Raw genomic sequence first — 19,509 nt, forward strand, 5'->3', positions numbered from 1 at the left:
AAGCCAAGAATTATTGGGATTGTTAAACTTTCTTTTCCAACCTACTTAGTATTGACTTCACTTGCCTTTCCAACCTACTGAGCCTGCTCTCCACGTCGTCTTCGTAATCGTCATAAAAGCCCTCTAATTCTTGAAAATAAAACTTCTCCAAGATTTTCGAGAGCAGGAGTGTAACCTTTCTTGACTACCTTGTAAAGTTTCTGTACCCTCCCTACACCTATAGGCAAAATCATTATTCCTCCTTCTCTAAGCTGTTCGTAAGGTTTACATAAGAGAGTAGGTGCAGAGGCCCAAGCTATCACTCTATCAAAGGGCTTCTCTTCTTCATGTCCTAACGTTCCGTCTCCTAATACTAACTTTATGTTTTGGTACTCGGAAAGTAATCTAGAAGAGTATTTATACATTTCATCGTTAATTTCTATACTAACAACCTTGTCAACAATTTCCGCAATTAATACAGTATAATAACCTATCCCTGTTCCTATTTCTAGGACCTTTTGGCCTTTGTGCAAGTCTAATTCATCAAGCATATAGATTCCTAAACTTAACGCAGTAGTATTTATTCCGGGTAAAATAGGTAAAGCTTCATCAACGTGAGTATAGGCATAACTCCTTAGATTCTCCGGCAGGAACTTTGCTCTATCAACCTTCTTGAACGCTTCGGCTAGCTCTGGGTTCTTAATCTTCCTAAGAATTTCCTCCTTTTCGGTCATAAGTACAATAAGATTTAGTAAAATAAAGGTTTAGCCATTTCATGATGGTATTAAATAAATTGACATTACTTTCAAACATGCAATTGGGTTTTATTTCAAACCAAAGAACATCAGCCATTATACATGGGACTTCAATAGTATGGTTTCCTGTGCCAAAATTTGATTCTCCGTCTATCTTTACTAAATTACTAGATAAGGAAGGGGGAGAATTCTCTGTACTTCCTGAGGAAATAGAGAGAATTAAACAGTATTATGAGCACCTACTAGTTTTAACTACTGAAGTAAAAACAGAAAGAGGAGGTTCTTTAAAGATCACCGATTTACTACCTCTGGGAGAGACTGTGATAATAAGGAAAGTGGAAAGTGACGTACCCTTTACAGTAATTTTCAAACCGGCTTTTAAATATGCACTTTATAGGCCAATAATATTAAGGGATAGATTCGTTAACTCTAAGGGAAGAGATTGCGTAGGCTTCTTGTATAAATGGGATGGAAAAGTTATAAGGCAAGGATCTTTTACTTGGAGTTTTTCTGAAGGAAAAGGATTCTTAGTAGCAAATTACGCAACTGACAAGGAGCACGGAGCATTTAGCGAAAGAGGGAAAGCTTTGCAAATGGACTTTTAGAAACCCTTCGAAAAGACCATAAAGTATTGGGAAAGCTTTGATGTAAAGTCTAAGGTATACGAAGACCTCTATAGATCTTCAGTCTACGTACTTTTAGGCTCCATTTATTCTCCTTCTGGAGCATCAATCGCTTCCCCTACAACCTCTTTGCCGGAAATTGTTGGAGGCTCTAGAAATTGGGATTACAGATTCGCCTGGGTTAGAGATTCGTCAATTACCGCTGAAGCTTTGATTAATGCAGGCTTTATAATAGAAGCTAGAAGGGTACTTAACTTCCTCCTCTCGTTAGTTAATTTCACTTCAAAACCATTCTATTATCCACTATACACTGTTGAAGGTACTATTCCGCCAGAAGTGAAATTAATGTGGCTATCTGGGTATAAAAATTCAAAACCAGTGAGGGTAGGCAATGCAGCATCTAAGCAGATACAGCTTGACATTGAAGGATTCTTCATGAATGCTCTTTACAAGTACTTTGAAAAGACCGGAGATACTGTACTTATTAGAGATGTTTTTGATAAAGTTGAACATATTGCTGATTGGATTTCGGAAAATTGGCTAATAAAGGACTCCGGAATATGGGAAGATAGGGGAGAACCTAGGCACTATACTCATTCTAAGATAATGATGTGGGTTGCGTTAGATAGGGCAGGAAAGCTGGCAGAATACATAGGCAAAGAAGATAGGTGGAAGGAAAGCAAAGAGAAAATCAGAAAATGGGTTTTAGAGAACTGCGTTTCTAACGGTTACCTTACAAGGTTTGCAGGTAGCGAAAATATAGATTCATCAATACTTTCTGCACCTCTTTACGGCTTTATAAGCGAAAAGGATGAATTGTTCCTAAACACGCTTTCCAAAATAGAGAAAGAACTGAAGGTGCGGAATTTTGTAAAAAGATATAAGAGCGACTTTATGGGAGAGGCAAAGCACCCGTTCCTTTTAACTACTTTATGGCTTGCGAGAGTCTACGTAAGGCTAAGAAGGATTAAGGAAGCTAAGGAAATAATATCTGGCATTGAGCAAATTGCGGGAAGCCTTCATCTAGTTGGAGAGCATGTTGACTTAGAAAAGAAGGAATTTACTGGTAATTTCCCTCAAGTTTTTGTTCACGCCGAAATCGTTAACTTAATTAAGGAAATAGAAGGAGTAACTTGAAGGGATTGTTGTGCTCTTTTTTAAGACGAGTTAATTTTTATCCAGTCATTTCTAGGCTTAAGAAACTTTAACTCATGTTTACCCGTGGCGTAACTTATCCTTACTTTTAATTACTTCTAATCCCTTTAATGCTATTTAGTTACGGAAAGATTTGTAAATATTATTTCCGTTAACATTAAATTGGAGGGTGCTACTGTGAAGTCTGTGAGCAATCGCGAGGTGGAGGAAGGCACCCAATGAAACTCCCCATGTCCTTGAAGGGAGTGGTTTAACTACCGCTCCCGTAGACGGCATGGGGAGTCGGACAAGGGGAATAAGGACGAGAGGTTGAATACAAATCAATGAAACCTCAATGAAAGTCCGACCCTTACCGAACTTATCTTAATAACCATCCTGGACGGGGTTATAGTAGGCCCTTCTCACATGCTCCTTGACATTTCTACAGATAGAGGAATTTACCACAAGGTTAACGGAAGGTGGAGGATAATAGCTTTAACACACTTCTCTCATGACAACCCGGCAGTAAACGGTTTAGCAATATTGTTGGGAATATTAGTGCTGTTTGCTGCAATGGAGTTACACACTTACCGTTACTACTATCACTATTATTATTATTACAACTATTATTTCTAACGAGATAATATACGAAAAGAGATAGAAAAAGATTTTTAAGCAAGTTTTCTATATCTTTAAATGTGGTTTGTAAGGAATGGAAATTAAGAATAATGTTCAGTAAGAGGATAGGTAACCTTGATGAGTTAGCTGATTACCTTTTGGATAGTTTTGCAAGTGATAAGTTAGTTATGCTTATCTTAGATAAGGTTTTATTATTGCTAGATAATCCCTTCAAATATTCCAGGGAAAAGTTAGGAAAAGATAAGCATGGCAATTCAATGTTTTCCATAGAAGTTACGGGGGATATAAGGATACTTTATAGCGTTGATCCGAAAAACTGTATAGTTTTCATTTGGGAGATTGGGTCTCATAAGAAGGTTTACGGACGTTAGTTCTCTCCTTAGCTTTCTTTTCCATAATCTCCTTAAGCTTAATTACTTCATCTTTACTTAACTCCACATAATAATACTCTCCGTCTTTTCCGCTCCTCATATGTATAAACTTCTCACAGAGGTTATTAAAACGATATGCTAATCGAATTCTCTTATCGAATTTTGAAAAATTGTTAAGTAAGTAGTATAAGCACTACTCATGGGATCCCGGATTTCTACTCTCGTTAGAAAAATTCAATAAACTCCCCTATTTACCGCAAAAAATTCAACCTCAAGCTCTACGCTCTCCGGTTTAGGGGTGCTTAATATTTTTGCTTATATATTAGCTTAGTATTTAGCCTATATTTTAGATAATATACTAAAAGAGAAAATTTTTAAGAAAGTTTTCTATATCTTTTAATGTGGTTTGTAAGAAGTGGAATGTAAGGTTCTTGATGAGGGATGTTAAGACTGAAAGTGATTTAGCTAGGTTTGTGGCTAAGAGGTTTTCTAATTTAGAGATATTAATGTTGATAGTTGATAAATTGGAGCTATTACAAGAAAATCCTTTCAAATACGCTAGAGAAAAGTTGAAGAACAAGTTAGATAAATACGGGAATCCTACGTTCTCCATTGGGGTTACGAAGGATATAAGGATACTTTACAGTGTGGACTCAAAAAACTGTGTAGTTTTCATTTGGGAGATCGGGTCTCACAAGGACGTTTACGGTCAGGATTAAGCTCATAATAAGCCTCAATCAACATCTTCCTAAACTCTTCTAAATCCTCTTTACTCTCGAACTCCAGAAACCTTTCTCCGTCCTTATCTTCAACAATTCTCATATGTATAAACTCTGCAGAGAGGTTATTAAAATAATGTGCTAATAGAGTTTCTTCTCATTGAATTTTGAAAAATTGTTAAGTAAGCAGTATAAGTGCATATGTGGGATCCCGGCTTTCTATTCTCGTTAGAAAAATTGTATAAACTCTCCAGCCTACCACAAAAATTTCAACCTCAAGCTCTACACTCTCTGGTCTAGGGTTGCTTAGTATTTAGCTTATATTTAAGATAATATACGAAAAGAGAAAATTTTTAAATACGTTTCCTAAATCTTTTAATGTGGTTTGCGAGAAGTGGGAATTGAAATTCATGATGAAGAAAGTTAAGGAAGCTAGAGATTTGGCTAGATTTGTTGCTAGAGAATTCTCCAATTCGGAATACCTCATGTTAATTGTCGATAAACTTGAATTGTTAATAGAAAATCCTGTTAAATACTCCAGAGAGAAATTAGGAAAAGATGTGTACGGTAATCCAATGTTTTCCCTAGAAGTAACTGGAGATATAAGGATACTTTACAGTGTGGACTCAAAAAATAGCTTTCATTTGGGAGATCGGGTCTCACAAGGACGTTTACGGTCGGGATTAAGCTCATAATAAGCCTCAATCAACATCTTCCTAAACTCTTCTAAATCCTCCTTACTTTCAATTACTAAGTAACCTTCTCCCTTTTCATCCTTATCTTCAATTCTCATATATGTATATTTGCTACTAGGCATTAAAAAAGGATATGCTGATTACTCTCATTGAATTTTGAAAAAATTGAGCAAAGAATGAGGTTGGATCCTAACGTTAAACTTACGCCTTCCTCTAGGTCGGGGATGAATAGCCCTTATCATTTAGTCAGGGTAAGATTACTATGTAAATATATTAGCTCTTTTAGTAGTGAAGGAGCTGTTAAGGAGGCTAAAAAATACGAGAAATGTGTTATCGATTATAGGGGCTATCCCAGGTGTGACTCAAGGGTGTGGGGTTGGTCATCAATTCCCTCAGAACGAAAGAAAGCTCTTACGGTGATCACTGTTTTCTCTAGGTCAAGATTAAAAACTTCATGCTGAACCACTCGATCGAACGACTTTTAAGAGTTAGTTGGTAATCGGAACTATGGATGATGTTTATAGGCTAATCCTCTCTACTTCAATGAGCGGTGTAATTTGGGGAGCTAACACTGTTGTAGTCTCGTTATACTTACTCTCACTTCATTACTCGCCTTTGTTCATTGGGGCTTTGTTTACCTTGTCAATTTTAGTTTCATCAGTCGAGGGCTTTATATTCTCGATATTAGGGGACTTGTATGGAAGAAAGAAATTCGCTTTATTGAGTAGGGGTTTATCAGCGGTCTTCATTCTACTCTTTTACCTGAAGTTCGTTTACGCATATATCTTTATGGTAGGATGGGGTAGTGGGGCTCTAATCAGTGCGATCCTTGCAGATAAGGCTAAAAACCTCGAAAGGGTCTACAGCTATCAAACGTCTTTAAATATCTTTTTCAGCGTTATAGGATCTTCTCTTCCCTTGTACTTAAATTACGGTGAGATATTTCTCTTGGAGTTTGCGGTCTCAATAACTACCTTCTCGCTTTTACTCACGGTAAGAGAGGATTATAAGGGAGGAGGAAAAATCAAGTTATCCTCACTTCCCACGGTAGGTAAGTTTTTGCCAGAGGCGTTAATAGGGTTTGGCGCAGGGTTAATTTTGCCTCTAATGTCTTTATGGTTTAAGCTCAGGTTTCACGTAACTGCATCAAATATATCACCGGTGTTCATGGCTTCTGAGCTGACTTTAGCCCTTGCCGTAATTTACTCCTCAAGGCTATCCGACAAGTTGGGGATGGTTAAGACGATAGTTTACACTCACGTCCTTGCAATACTCCTGCTGTTCGTCCTCCCCTTTACACCGACGTTTTTTGAGGCTTCGGTAGTATATGTTCTGAGAAATGCCTTGATGAATATGGGGTTTGGGCTTCATAGGATTTCATAATATTTAATATCAATCCTCAGCCGTTGGGCTTCACTGGAGTCACGGGGCATTGCCCCGTTCATACCCCTCCGCCCCTTTAGCGGGATAACCCCGACCCACCTACTCCCAGTGGGAGTAAAAAAGAGGTGGGGAAACCCGCACATCTTGAGGTATATGTTTAGAGACGCGTTCAATTGCCTATCCAGAGTGAATCCACACCTCTCGCAGTGAAAAGTCCTGCCGACCTTTCGGGAAACCCATCCACATTTGGGGCAGGACTTGGAAGTGTGGTAAGGGTTAACCTCCTTAACAAAGGAACCGTAAAGTGGAGCCTTATATTTAAGCACACGGTGTATAGTCCTCCACACAGTCCTTGAAATCCTCTTAGACAGCTTGTCGTTGGCATCTCTAAACATCTCTTGTTTATTCAACTTCTCAACAGCAAACATAGTGAGAGGATACATTTCCAGCAACTCGTTCACGAACTTGTGAACGTAATCAAGCACGCGGTTCCTTTCACGGTGGGAATACTTCTCCATTAACACCTTCCCCTTCCTACCGTGCTTTGAAGCAAAAGACTGTATTTTACTCCTCTTCAACTCCATACCGTATTTTAGACTGTACAACTCCTTCAAGGAGAAAGTTACGAACTTATCACCATCGTAAGCGTCTAATGTGTAAAGATTACTATCAATTGCTAGGAAATCTAGGGGAGTAAACCAAGGTAATTTATAACGGAATGGTAGGTGAACTTTATCCTCCTTAATTATGGGCTCACCTAAATCAAGCCCTTTAACCCGTCTAGAGAACCATTTGTGAGACCATGAGAAGGTGACGTATTCGTAAGGTCTTACTGTAATCCTAACTTCTTCGCCCTCAACTTTCCTAAGTGTCGACTTTACCCTAACGTAAACCTTCTTCAATCTAGGTTTCCTTAATGACGCTTGCCCTTTTTCAGCCCTTCTCTTCCACCCCTTTAATATTGAGTAAGCGTCGCTTATTGCCTTGTCAACGTAGTGGGAAGCTAACTTGTTAATCTTTTCAAGCTCATCTCTCAATATCTTGTAAACCTCCTTTTTCTTAGGCAGGGTTATTTTGATCTTCATTAGGACTTTCTTACCTTTCTTTACTTCCTTCCTCTCTATCTTAGTCCTCTCCCATAACCAGTCTAAAGCCTTCTGTAGAAGGACTCTGTAGTTCTCCAGTAATATCTTGCTCTCCTTCTTCTTATCGTTCTTCAGAGAGTACGTTAGGTAGACGTATTCCTCCTCCGGTTGGAATGTTTTAAGCCTTAAGCTCTTCGACACACTTCTTCACCTTCTCATATTTGTGACTCCTTATTTCGTACAACTTTCCACTAAAGGAGACTAGTATAGAGATTAAGTCTTCTATTAACTCTTGTTCTGGTGTTTTGTCCTCCTTATTTAATACCACGAGCTCGCAGTTGTGTGCTTTGCACACTTCTTCAATTATCTCGAAACCAAACCTTACTAGTCTGTCTGGGTAGGCAATGATTACTTTCGATACTTCGTTGTTTAGTATGATTTTCAATAGCTTGAGGAATCCTTTCCTCTTCATGTTCAATGAAGATCCGACGTCAGTTATTACTTGGTCGTAGTCCTTAACGTTCTCCTCCAAGTATTTTACTTGGTTTATTAAGTCGTCTTTCTGTGTGTTTGATGATACTCTTGCGTAAAGGATCACTTTCCTCTTTCTAACAATCCCCACAAGTCTTTCGACGTCTTCTTCCTTGAACCTCCACTTCCCAGTTTCTAGTATCACGGGTTTTATGTACCCTTTCTTAACATATTCTCTGAGTGTTGCGTATGATATTCCTAGGCGTTGGCACACTTCTTTAGGTCTTAGCATTGTATAAAAATTTATGATGAAATAATATAAACTTTACGGTTTATCGGAAATTGCTAACAACGGCTTCACCAGTCTTTAACGCTTTAGTAATGAGCCTAATACCTAGGGATGAGAGAAGTAGGGCAAGTAGTCTTATCCAATTAATTGATTCTCTCCCGAGGGCTTTTGCACCTTCCATAGGAGGTTATTTATTTAACGAGGGGAACTTGGTCCTGCCCTTTCTGATAACCGGTGCATTATACTTCACTTCAACAGTCGTCTTTTACAACCTTTTTAGGAATGTGAAGAGATGAAAGTATGAACCATAAAGATTTTATGAAGAGACGACGACAACAACAATACGAACCTCTCCCTTTATTTTAAATAATGAAGTACTAAAGAACTAAAACCAAGCATAAGAAATTCGTGAAATTGACTCTTTGCTATCATTTCCGGATGTTAATCATTCCCCATTTTTACAACATTATAAATGATCTGCGTATTTCGCTAAAATTAATTGTGGGTGAACTAGGGTTAAAATTTCGCTCCAAGCTTTTTTAAATCCGAATCATTACTTATCATTTCAGCGTTAATCTTACGTGAACAGTAGTAATGTATTGCGTCTTCAAAGTCCAGATTGTTCCTTTTAATGGTTTCGTATACCTCTTTTAGTTCGTAAGGTTCTAGGTGTACGAACTTAACGTTTAGATCCTCAAATACTTCAGATATTTTTCTCATAATTTCCTTTTCATCTTCTTTTGTTAAATACTTGAGGACTACGATAAGCTGAAAGAACGTGATTTCTGAAGTGTAGATCTCATTAGTATGTTCTATCCAATATTCTGCCCTATTACCGAATTCTGGGTCATCGATTAGGTAGTATACGAACACGTTTACGTCTAGATATCTTTTAACCACTTTTTACTCCTCTCTTCTAAAGCCTCTTTTAATATTTCGTCTACATCTTCTGACTTTAGACTAGCTTTAAATAATCCCTTATAATTCTTTTTTATATAAGGTAAGAGTTCTATTTTACCGTCTTCAACAATGAGTTTTACTTTACTGGTGATATTTAACTCTTCCCTTACTTCCTTGGGGATTACTATTCTCCCTTTCTCGTCAACGCTAAGTAAATATTCTTTTTTCATAAATTCCACTATTATTCCCACATATAAAAAGCCAATGTAGTTAGTAGGTAGTGAGCGAGTTGTTAGTTTAATATTTATTCAGATAAACGAGAAGAACACTTTGACTTAACGTAAAGTAGTGCAAAAGTTATATTAATGATTTTTAAAAATCAAGGAATGTTAATAAGATAAGCCTGTCTGCCTTGTTTGAGAGATGAAAACCTCGCCTTTTAAAGAAGGAGAGCTAGATTGAAATGTTTAACTTATATTATACGGTTTATCAAATAAGTTGAGAAAGAAAGATATGATTGTTCTATCCAAGGATGTTAGGGAAAACTTTGGATAAAAGAAAACGGTATATTAATAGATGAGATTAAAGGTGATGAGTTGGTTTTAACGTCCCCTGAAACCTAAGATAGTGAAAGTTGATCCGAAAATAGTGTAGGAAACTCTTAGGGAGGAAGTTGAGGCTGAAACAAGAAAAGAGGAGGAAATATTTAATGATAGTTGATCGAAAGTCTTAATAGAGCATATTAATGAAGCTGGTAAATGGAATGGAAAAAGCCATGAAATTAGTTGAGGGTGATACCCAGCTTTTAGTCACATCCATTACGTTAAGTGAAGTAAGATTTTCACATATTAAAAAAGTTAACACTTATCCCTTTGGTTATGGGTCATCTATCCTCATATTTTTATAATCTATTTTCAGCTGAAGTTTCTTTAAAAGTCCCTATACTCATTTTCCAACACCCGCCGGCAAGTATATTCCTAACATCTTCCTAACCCAGTCCTTTAACCTATAAGCGTCCTCACCTTTCTTCTCAACCAAGCCCTTCGATTCAAGAACCGTTATAGGTATTCCTAATTCACTGGCCCTCCTTTCGGAAAGAGTATAACCTTGGTTAGCAAATCTAATAAGCCACTCGAGGTATTTTGGACTTATCGTTATAGGGAGTGAGGGGAGTAATACGACTTCATTGAACTCTTGGTATTTGTAGTAGATCACATCGGCACCGGCCAAAAGCCCGGCTAATGATATGAAAGTAGTTTCGGGCTTTAAACCAGGGGTAGCGTTAATGTAAACCTCATTACCCTCTTCCTTAAACTTAAGGATTTTATAAACTACCTTGTCGAACAAGTCCTCAATCCCCTCATAAAAAGTTTCCTCAGAGGACATGGTCTTAACAGTGACGAGCTCACTCCTAATTCCCTTCTCTTTCAAATAATCCCTTATTGTCTCACCGGCTAATATAGAATTATTAGTATTAGTGGTATAAAGGAAAACGTAGACCTCTTCTTCCTTGTGTTTGAACTTCCTCATTGCTGAAAATAACGAGTCCAGTTCAGCTGAAGAGCTTTCACCCTTACTCTTTATAAAGTTTAGTAGTAATTTTTTCATATAGTCAAAGTTCTCTTTTATCACATTTTGCCTATCGTCATTAAATTTCAACCTATCCCAGTCCTTTAGGCTTAACCCCTCCACTTCTTTTCTCACTTCGTTGTTCTCTAAAGAATTCTTAAGTAGAGAAGTACCAACGGCTGAGACATGAACTTTCATAAGAGTATATAAGCCCTCCCACTTTATATAGATTGTCGTTTAACTGAAAAATCGCGACGGGCAATTCAGGCTCCTTTGCGAATTGTAATATCCCCTTTAGAATATAGTATAGGATACCTTTATCTTAGAACCTTCTCGGTGTGGAGATCATTATTGTTAATGAATTTATAACAAAATGGCGATACTATCTCCACTCTCCCTACTTTTTGGGTTATTCACGGAACCTTTGCGAATTATAATAATTCAACTTGACAGTATAATATTCAACAGTGTTATTACTATTCCTCTCCTCAAATTATTGGTTAACGTTTATTCAATTTGTCCTCCCTTCTGAGTGAATTAGCAGTGGAGCCATGAATCTCCTTACTTTTTCCAGTGATTTCTGAATATTGCTTTTTCTTCACAAAGGACATTACACTACTAACGTAGTTTCTTCGTATGCTAGATTTAACGTTTTCGGAGGGTTAGTAGAAAAAGTTTTTGTAGAAAGTGGTAGAAATATACAACGTAGACTGGTATCCGTGTCAGAAGGACTTTCAGCCTTTTTTGAGGAATATTACGGGTCTCTACATGGAGTTAAGGACAGAAATTTCCCTTTACATTACCTAGCTATAGTAACACTAGTAGTAAGCATAATAGCCGCAATAATAATATTCTCTATATTCTCGTCGAATCCAATTAACACCTTGTTGGAGATCACTTTAGGTTTAGTGATATCTGTAGCGATCTATACTAGAGAGAACTATGATGAGTTTTAAGGCATTCTACTTTTTCATTTTATTTACTATCGTGAGGGGAAAAGAAAGAAGTTGGAAGAAAAAGCAATCCAAGCTTTTCTGCTTCTAATATTTGGCTTCCTTGAAGGGCAAGCTTGTCTTTCTCATTACCATATTAGTCTACTAAATTAAACATATAGACCGGTACATTTAAATATTCGTTTAGACTAACATTATATCATGAGTAGCTCAAATTGCATAAAGAACTTACCCAGATGGGTTTTGGTAAGATACAATTTTTTAACTGAATACTTTGGAGACAAACCATTTACTGTAAAAGACACGGAGAGCCTTTTCTCTAAGTTACTTTCCGAAAAGAAATTAGAGCATATAGGGGCTATTAAAGAATTTTTATCTATTTTAAAAAAGGAAGGATGTATCAAAGTAATTCAAAATGCACTAGACGAAAAATATGTAAAATATCAAATAGTAGAATCGGAAATATCTAAGGGTGATTTGTTTACAACATTGAAAAGAGCTGCCGATTTAATCAGACTCGGCTTAGATTATAGATCATTATTAGTATTTCTATTTTATAAGGCAATAAGTGATAAATATGAAGATAAAGTCAATCAAATAGTTAAAGATAGAAATGTTCCAAAAGAAGTTGCCTATATTATGGCAAATAGTGAGTTTAAAATGTATAACGAAGATTCGGGAGAACTATTAACTTGGAATGAGGTTACTAAAAAAAGCGATTATTTAACTGAATTTCAAAATGCACTAGTGAAATTTGCTACTTTAAACCCAGATATAATAAATAAGGAGTTAATGATCGCCCTATTAAATAAGCTAGGTATTACAACTTTACCTAATGAACTTAAATCAAAACTTGATCAGATAAAAAGACTTTTTGATAACCTAGATTTTTCTCATATAAATTTCGATATTATAGGAGATGCTTACACGTATATTCTAGCACAATTTGCCCCAACTAAAGGAAAGGAAGGAGAGGTATACACACCACAAGAAGTTATAAAACTCTTGGTAAGATTAATCGATCTAGAGCCTGGGAAGGATGTATTAGACCCTGCAATGGGATCTGGGGCTATGTTAATAGAGTCCTATAAATATGTGAGTGAAAAAGGAGGAAGTGTTAAGCTTTACGGCCAGGAATATAATCCAGATATGGCAGCAATAGCTAAGCTGAACTTTGTATTACATGGAATTCCTAAGGACTTAGTAGAAATACAAGTAGGAGATAGTTTAAGAAAACTTAAATTTGCTGAAAAATCTGAATTTAAAGTAGATTACGTTATAGCAAATCCACCATGGAATCAGGATGGGTATGGAGAAGAGGTGTTAGGAAGTGATATTAGTTTACGTAAAATATATAAGTACGGATTTCCGCCTAATGACAAGGCTGATTGGGCATGGGTGCAATTAATGTTATATTATGCTAAGGAAAAAGTAGGTATCATATTAGATCAAGGCGCTCTATTTAGAGAAGGAAAAGAGAAGACTATTAGGGAGAGAGTCGTTAGTGATGATTTAATAGAGGCAATAATTCTACTTCCAGAAAAACTATTTTATAACACTCAGGCGTCGGGGATAATAATCATATTCAATAAAGAGAAAAACAGTGAAAGAAAAGGAAAGATCCTTTTCATAGATGCTACAGATCTGTATGTTAAACACCCTGAAGTTAGGAAACTAAATAAGCTAACATATGAACATATTCAGAAGATTGTGGAGGTATATAAAGAATTCAAGACTGTACCTAACTTTTCACGCGTGGTGAATATAGAAGAGGTAATTAAAAATGATTATAATTTAAACGTACATAATTATATTACAAAAACTCTAAGTAATAATTCTGTAAGTATAAGAGAACTAGAAGAATTATGGAACAGTATAGAGAAAATTAGAAAAGAAAGAGAAGAAAAGGAAAGAGAGCTAGAAGAAGTAATTAGAATTATGGTGAGTAAAATTGACTGAATATGAGACTGAGTTTAGTGAGTTTCCTAAGGAGTGGGAAGTAAAGAGATTAAGCGAGATTGCTGAACTACAGAGGGGTTTAAGTTATAGTGGTAGTGAGAAGTCAAAGGATGAAATTCCAGACGGTTATCTTTTCCTTACTTTGAATAGCGTCAAGGAAGGCGGAGGGTTAAAGGAAGATGGATGGACGTGGATTAAAAGCGATAGGTTAAAGGAGAGGCATTTCGTAAGGGAAGGAGATATAGTAATAGCAAACACTGAGCAATCTAAGGATGGTTCATTAATAGGTTCTCCTGCAATTGTTCACTTTCCTGAATTGTATAAAAAGGATAAAGCAGTATTTTCACATCATATATCTAAGTTACTCCTTAAGGTCAGTAATTTAGATGTTAATTTCTTATTCTATTACTTGAGCTTTGTCCAACCATTAGCAAGAAAATATCATACTGGAACTGGGGTATGGGGACTCAACGTAGATTCTTGGGCTAAAGATTTATTAGTTCCTATACCTCCCCTAGAGGAACAAAAGAAGATCGTAGAAATTCTCAATACTGTAGATTTTATAATTACAGATACAACAAATTTAATTGAAAAATTAAGAGTAACAAAAGAAAAGACATTAAATTTACTAATTACTGGAAAGATATGGCATAAAGAATTTGAAGATACAGAGATTGGAAAGATACCAAAGAATTGGGAAGTAAAAAAATTAAAAGATATTATTATATATAGGAAAGGAATTAAACCTAAAGAACTTTACATTAAAAAAGTGAATGATAATTATCTTCCATATCTAACCGCTGAATATTTAAGAGGCGAATCTGAACCAAAATATGTCAATCCGAATGAAAATAAGATAATTGTTGCTGAACCGGAAGATATACTTATGATATGGGATGGGTCAGGAGCAGGTGATTTATTTATAGGATTTAAAGGTATAGTTGCCTCTACGTTTGTATGTATAAAATGTAATAAGAATATTATTTATCCTAAATACTTATATTATTATCTCTTAAAAAAAGCTGAAACTCTTAAACAAAGAACTAAAGGAACAGGTATACCACATATAAATAAAGAGACTTTTGAGAACTTATTAGTCCCCATCCCCCCATTAGAAGAACAGAAGAAAATAGTAGAAATACTTTCAACAATTGATAACAAAATTGAGACTGAAACAAAATATTTAGATTATATGAAGAAATTGAAAGAAAAATTATTAGCGGCCTTAATGACAGGCAAGATAAGGGTAAATTCGATCGCAATAGGCGACCTCAGATGAGGCCAGAGATTTCGGTGGATCATAAGTACTTTATGGAGAATATCGAAAAACTAGGATGGAAAAATATTACCAATTCTTATCCTGATCTTAAAGAACATAGTATCTCTCCGTCCTATATCATAGAGGAAGAACTAGATAAAAAAATAAAAGAGATAAACAGGGATATATTTGATAAGCTATCTAATGGCGATATAAATAAGATCTTGTATGAAATAAAAAGAAAGATTCAAAATTCTACTTTATCGGAATTTTCGAATTATATAAAACACGGTATAACTGTTGAAAACCCAGCGGATCCATCTACTCTCCTTAATATAAAACTCATTGATTATGATAACGTGTCCAAAAATTCATTTATTTATGCTCATGAATTAAGGTTTAAAGGTATTAAGAGTGATGAACCTGATTTTACGTTGTTCATAAACGGGATCCCTTTAGTTTTGGCGGAAATAAAGAGTGAAGCACTTCCAGATTCAGTAGAAGAGGCATTAAAGCAGCTTTCAAGGTATGAAGAAGAAGTTCCGGAACTTGCCAAAATTGTTCATATAGGATTGGCTATCGGCATGAAAAAGGGTTATGTTCCTATATTTCCTAACTATAATCACGAGAGTAGGGTTAAGAATCTTCAAGTTTGGAAGGTTAATGGTAAAGAGAATATATACAACCTCTTAGATCCCAAAGTTCTACTTAATTTTATCAAATATTATGTTTTCGTTCTTAAACAAGATAATGATTACTTTAGAATAGCAGCAAGATACAATCAATATTTTGCTGGCGAAAAAGCTTTTGAGAGAATAAAAGAATATTTAGATAGAAGGTCCAGTAAGAATAAAGGACTAATATGGCATTGGTTAGGAAGCGGTAAAACTTATACAATGTTCTTTATCGCATATAGATTCCTACTTAATTACTCTGATAGATTTCCTATAGTTTTCATGGTCGTAGATAGGAAAGACTTAGAGAGACAACATGTTGACAGTATCTCTAAAATAGATGATTATTTCTTAAATCAGTATAAAAACATTAACTTGATTAACAGTATTAATCAGCTTCATGATATAATAAGACAGATTAAAGAATCTGAATTTAATATTAGTAAGAGTCCACCACGTGGTATTTATATAGTGACAATACAGAAATTCCAAAAAGGAGACATTGAAAATGAGGAGAGGGAAGGAATAATTAATCTTCTTTGTGAATTGAAAGATGAATATTTGAATTATCTTAAGACTTCAAATCCGTTAGAATACGAAAGGATAATGAGTAGGCTTTCGGAACTTAATGATAAGGCTAAAATTGAGGAATGTGTCAAATTAGGGGCTTCTAAGAAAATGGAGATTTTATTTCTAATAGATGAAGCTCATAGAAGTCAATATGGTAGTCTGGCTTCCGTTAGAAAATTAGTTTTTCCAAAAGCTATAAGCTTCGGTTTTACTGGAACTCCTATTTTCAAAACGGACTATAAGGATACAATAAAAGAGTTCTCTTATCCAGAGTCAAAAGAATATTATCTAGATGCGTATTTCATAAACAATTCGATTGAGGACGGCTTTACTCTAAAAATAATATACAAATCTATTACCGAAGGAAAAGATGGAATAAAGTTTAAGTTAGATGAGAAAACGCTGAAAGAGTACATCGATGAATACCTTAAGAGAGAGAAAGATAGGGGTGAAGATATCAGTGAGTATTTAGAGGGAGATGTAAAAATTTCTGATGATGAGTTAAAGAGAGTAATAAATCAGATTAAGGTTTTCTTATTAAACCCCAACAGGATAGACGCGTTAGCTAAATATATTGCTGAATCAATTTTAGTTGATACCCAAACCATAGACTTTATCAAAGACCTTAAGGATTTATCTAAATTAAACTTATCTAAATTCAAATTTAAGGCCATGATTGTTATGGCTAACAGAAAAGCGTGTGTATTGATGAAAAGGGCTCTTGATAAACACCTCGTGGACTTATATGGCGAACAAGCCAGAAATTGGTCAGAAATTGTTATGACATATAAATATAATGAGAGCGATCAAGACATTAAACAATACATGGAGGAGCTAAGAAAAAAGTATGGCATTAATGATTTTGATGAAATTAATAAAATAATTCAAGATAATTTCAAAAACTTGCCAGATCCCCGAATTCTCATCGTAACTGATATGCTCATAACAGGGTTTGACGCACCGCAATTAAGAGTAATGTATTTAGATAAACCCATTTATGGCCATAAATTACTACAAGCTATCGGAAGAGTCAATAGACCAGCACCCGGTAAGGAGTCTGGTTTAGTTGTAGATTCTATTGGACTTCTGTCAAACTTAAGGGACACATTAAATAATTATAACTTATTACTATCTCAGGACGACCGGATTCTAAATGGTCTAAAAGAAGTTTTAAAGGATGAGGAGAGTGAGGAAACTAGTTTTAAGGCATTCTTAGAGGAGATCAAGAAGGAATTAAAATCATTGAAAGTTAATAACGAAGATTTAAGTATTGACTTGGATGAACTAAGAAATGACATAAAAAGACAAGAGAACTGGGTTGTTAAATATGAAGATAAGATAAAGAAGATAGCATTTTATTATGATTTACCAAATATTCGATTTGTAACAGAAATCGATGAGAACATTATAAAGGAGCTCTCTCACTCAAAAGTTTTAGTTAATAAATTAGCAGCTATAGTGAAGTTTTATAACTCTCTGAGCCCTTCATCAGCCGCATCTGCAAAAATAATTTACAAGGAAGACATAGAGACAATTAAAATACTACTGAGACTCATATACAAATACTTAGGTAAAAACGTATCTAGAAAATCACATAAGTTACTAGAGGAAATTTTAGATTTAATTTACAGCAAATCCGAAGTATCTCCCTTCAATGAAGACGATTGGGCAATTATTGATAAAGATTTTATAAGAGATATCGATAAAATTGAAGAAAAAGAAAGTAATGATAACGTTTATGCATTTTTCATGTTGATCACGAGGAAAATAACAAATGATGATAGTGATCCTTTCTATAAGAAAATTTTAGAAATACTTGATAAACTGAAAATGGAGTGGATTACGAGAAAGCAAAGCACAAAGGACGTTCTTGAGAAATTAAAAACTATTTATAACCAGATTTTGGAATACTCGGAAAAAATTACTAAAATGAATAAATTGGACAAAATATTATATTCATTAAAATATACATTGATAGAAGAATTTGGAAATAGTTGTAATAATATCAGTTTTAATAATTTAAGAAAGTGCTTAGAAAGAATAGAGGAAGCAATTAGTAACAAATCTCCTAAAGACGCTGAATATTATATAATTAGTAAAAAGAGCGAACTAACCATTAATTTAATTTCGGATATTTATGAAAACTGCCGGAATACCGTGGATATCATAAAAGCGGCTGAATATGTTAGAAACCAAATGCTCGATGATCTAAAATCTCAAATAATGAGGTGGTTATATGGAAATAACGAGACAGAATAAATTAGATAGAATAAAGAGTAGAGCATTAGAGCTAATAAAGAATGTAACTATTATTAATATCAAAGCTAAAAAAATGAAATCAATAGCATATTATGACTGGAAGAACGATTCAGTAATTATAAATGAGAACGTGTTGGACACTCTTAGTGAAGGTTGCCTTACATATATTGTAGTCCATGAACTCATACACAGAATAACCAGAACGAGAAATCATGATGCGAGATTCCTAACTAAGCTTATCTCGATATATGATTTAAGCAATATTATTAAATATGAAACTGAAATAACAGCCTTTAGTATATCAAATCACATTTCTAGAGATTATTAAGATTATTTTTAATTTATGTTTTTAATTTCAAGCCAATGCCAGGAATTCAGAAATTAGACGATAAGATAGGAGAAGAAATTGAGAAAATGATAGTAAATTGAGGTTATCAAGGACAATCTAAGCATAATATTAAAGGAAATTTTTATAAGAGATGAGGAGGATTTGAGAATCCTTGCAATTTGGGATAAAAGAGATGATATTCTCTGCATGTTTAATATTCAGGACGTGATATCATTTTTTATTAAACAACCAATTTCATTTTCTGATGAAGGTATTATTAAAATAGGTAAATATATTACTATACAAAGAAAAGGTGGTAACGGAAGTCGTATTAAAAAACCTAAAATAGACCCCACTCATCCAGGCAACCAACTGCAGTTTAAATTTAAGCCCAAAAGTGTGGGAGTGATTGCAGAGATGTGAGCTCCGTGCCTTTGGGCTCGAAAGAGTCCCATGACCCACCTGTGGTTAAGGGCTAAGTCCCTACACTCGATCATGAATGAACATAAAATGATTGAAATGAAAGTGTAGGGACAAACGGTCAGTTTCGATGCTAATTTGATCTTTTTCCCGAATTCTCTATAGGACGCTATAATTATCCATACCAAGATAAACTGCTTTCCTATTAACTTCATTAAGGGAATCGAGAAGCACACTTTCGTCTACAAAGTCCCGCAATTTACCTACTGAGAGCATAGTCCCGACCAATACCGAATTTACAGCCTTAATGTTTCCTGCTTTCAGGGCCAACTCTTCAGCGTCAATTACCACGACCGTCTTTATGTATTCCTTAACTAGTCTGATGATGTCGTCAATGGTAGGTAAAGACACTTTCGGGATAGCTGGTCTCTGTATTTTCGTATTCATTATAAATATACCAGAGGTACTACTGGCGT

17 protein-coding genes and 4 pseudogenes are annotated in these 19,509 nt (G+C 35.2%); 14 read left to right on the forward strand and 7 right to left on the reverse strand.

Going from position 1 to position 19,509, the window contains the following annotated elements; all coding sequences use genetic code 11:
* Positions 1 to 22: 22 nt before the first annotated feature.
* Positions 23 to 713: pseudogene (locus WIW89_RS01685) on the reverse strand (protein-L-isoaspartate O-methyltransferase family protein).
* A gap of 77 nt (positions 714 to 790) precedes the next feature.
* On the opposite strand from WIW89_RS01685, the pseudogene treH1 reads away from it, so the two are divergent.
* The 7 genes and pseudogenes from treH1 to WIW89_RS01720 all read left to right on the forward strand — a co-directional run bounded on the left by treH1 (position 791) and on the right by WIW89_RS01720 (position 6,298).
* A pseudogene (gene treH1, locus WIW89_RS01690) lies at positions 791 to 2,494 on the forward strand (alpha,alpha-trehalase TreH1).
* A gap of 423 nt (positions 2,495 to 2,917) precedes the next feature.
* A complete protein-coding gene (locus WIW89_RS01695; protein WP_337719528.1) occupies positions 2,918 to 3,127 on the forward strand; it encodes a hypothetical protein in 210 nt (69 codons plus the stop codon).
* A gap of 62 nt (positions 3,128 to 3,189) precedes the next feature.
* Positions 3,190 to 3,501 (forward strand): type II toxin-antitoxin system RelE family toxin, encoded by a 312-nt coding sequence (locus tag WIW89_RS01700; protein ID WP_337719529.1) that lies wholly within the window; start codon positions 3,190 to 3,192, stop codon positions 3,499 to 3,501.
* Between the two features lie 401 nt (positions 3,502 to 3,902).
* A complete protein-coding gene (locus WIW89_RS01705; RefSeq protein ID WP_337719530.1) occupies positions 3,903 to 4,220 on the forward strand; it encodes a type II toxin-antitoxin system RelE family toxin in 318 nt (105 codons plus the stop codon).
* 410 nt (positions 4,221 to 4,630) lie between these two features.
* A pseudogene (locus WIW89_RS01710) lies at positions 4,631 to 4,907 on the forward strand (type II toxin-antitoxin system RelE family toxin).
* Between the two features lie 157 nt (positions 4,908 to 5,064).
* Entirely contained in the window at positions 5,065 to 5,376 is a 312-nt protein-coding gene (locus tag WIW89_RS01715) for a hypothetical protein (RefSeq protein WP_337719531.1), read from the forward strand.
* A 46-nt stretch (positions 5,377 to 5,422) separates the two neighbouring features.
* On the forward strand, positions 5,423 to 6,298 hold the full coding sequence (locus WIW89_RS01720) for an MFS transporter (protein WP_337719532.1): 876 nt from the start codon (positions 5,423 to 5,425) through the stop codon (positions 6,296 to 6,298).
* On the opposite strand, the gene WIW89_RS01725 is transcribed toward WIW89_RS01720, so the two are convergent.
* Positions 6,283 to 7,584, reverse strand: coding sequence for an RNA-guided endonuclease InsQ/TnpB family protein (locus WIW89_RS01725; protein WP_337719533.1), 1,302 nt, complete (start codon positions 7,582 to 7,584; stop codon positions 6,283 to 6,285). The two genes, WIW89_RS01720 and WIW89_RS01725, sit on opposite strands and share 16 nt — an antisense overlap.
* Positions 7,562 to 8,146, reverse strand: coding sequence for an IS607 family transposase (locus WIW89_RS01730; protein ID WP_337719534.1), 585 nt, complete (start codon positions 8,144 to 8,146; stop codon positions 7,562 to 7,564). Before WIW89_RS01730 ends, WIW89_RS01725 begins: the two co-directional genes overlap by 23 nt.
* A 50-nt stretch (positions 8,147 to 8,196) precedes the next feature.
* Between WIW89_RS01730 and WIW89_RS01735 the strand changes: the two genes are divergently transcribed.
* Positions 8,197 to 8,439: an MFS transporter gene (locus WIW89_RS01735; protein WP_337719535.1), complete on the forward strand. Its 243-nt coding sequence runs from the start codon at positions 8,197 to 8,199 to the stop codon at positions 8,437 to 8,439.
* A gap of 220 nt (positions 8,440 to 8,659) precedes the next feature.
* Here WIW89_RS01735 and WIW89_RS01740 read toward each other — a convergent pair whose 3' ends face one another.
* The 3 genes and pseudogenes from WIW89_RS01740 to WIW89_RS01750 all read right to left on the reverse strand — a co-directional run.
* Entirely contained in the window at positions 8,660 to 9,043 is a 384-nt protein-coding gene (locus tag WIW89_RS01740; protein ID WP_337719536.1) for a type II toxin-antitoxin system VapC family toxin, read from the reverse strand.
* On the reverse strand, positions 9,025 to 9,273 hold the full coding sequence (locus WIW89_RS01745) for an AbrB/MazE/SpoVT family DNA-binding domain-containing protein (protein WP_337702001.1): 249 nt from the start codon (positions 9,271 to 9,273) through the stop codon (positions 9,025 to 9,027). Before WIW89_RS01745 ends, WIW89_RS01740 begins: the two co-directional genes overlap by 19 nt.
* A gap of 727 nt (positions 9,274 to 10,000) precedes the next feature.
* Positions 10,001 to 10,810: pseudogene (locus tag WIW89_RS01750) on the reverse strand (putative CRISPR-associated protein); the annotation flags it as partial.
* A gap of 389 nt (positions 10,811 to 11,199) precedes the next feature.
* Here WIW89_RS01750 and WIW89_RS01755 point away from each other — a divergent pair.
* The 6 genes from WIW89_RS01755 (at position 11,200) to WIW89_RS01780 (ending at position 19,036) form a co-directional block, all read left to right on the forward strand.
* A complete protein-coding gene (locus WIW89_RS01755; RefSeq protein ID WP_337719538.1) occupies positions 11,200 to 11,568 on the forward strand; it encodes a hypothetical protein in 369 nt (122 codons plus the stop codon).
* A gap of 198 nt (positions 11,569 to 11,766) precedes the next feature.
* A complete protein-coding gene (locus WIW89_RS01760) occupies positions 11,767 to 13,524 on the forward strand; it encodes an N-6 DNA methylase (RefSeq protein ID WP_337719539.1) in 1,758 nt (585 codons plus the stop codon).
* Positions 13,517 to 14,803 (forward strand): restriction endonuclease subunit S, encoded by a 1,287-nt coding sequence (locus WIW89_RS01765; protein ID WP_337719540.1) that lies wholly within the window; start codon positions 13,517 to 13,519, stop codon positions 14,801 to 14,803. Before WIW89_RS01760 ends, WIW89_RS01765 begins: the two co-directional genes overlap by 8 nt.
* A complete protein-coding gene (locus WIW89_RS01770; RefSeq protein ID WP_337719541.1) occupies positions 14,800 to 18,285 on the forward strand; it encodes a type I restriction endonuclease in 3,486 nt (1,161 codons plus the stop codon). The genes WIW89_RS01765 and WIW89_RS01770 overlap by 4 nt, the downstream gene beginning before the upstream one ends.
* A complete protein-coding gene (locus WIW89_RS01775; protein WP_337719542.1) occupies positions 18,263 to 18,613 on the forward strand; it encodes a hypothetical protein in 351 nt (116 codons plus the stop codon). Before WIW89_RS01770 ends, WIW89_RS01775 begins: the two co-directional genes overlap by 23 nt.
* A gap of 207 nt (positions 18,614 to 18,820) precedes the next feature.
* Positions 18,821 to 19,036 (forward strand): hypothetical protein, encoded by a 216-nt coding sequence (locus tag WIW89_RS01780; protein WP_337719543.1) that lies wholly within the window; start codon positions 18,821 to 18,823, stop codon positions 19,034 to 19,036.
* Between the two features lie 156 nt (positions 19,037 to 19,192).
* Here the strand turns inward: WIW89_RS01780 and WIW89_RS01785 are convergent.
* Positions 19,193 to 19,509 (reverse strand): hypothetical protein (locus WIW89_RS01785; protein ID WP_443296284.1); only part of this gene is annotated, 317 nt, incomplete at its 5' end.

The organism is Stygiolobus sp. CP850M (genome assembly GCF_037389425.1).
Classification (GTDB): Archaea; Thermoproteota; Thermoprotei_A; order Sulfolobales; family Sulfolobaceae; genus Stygiolobus.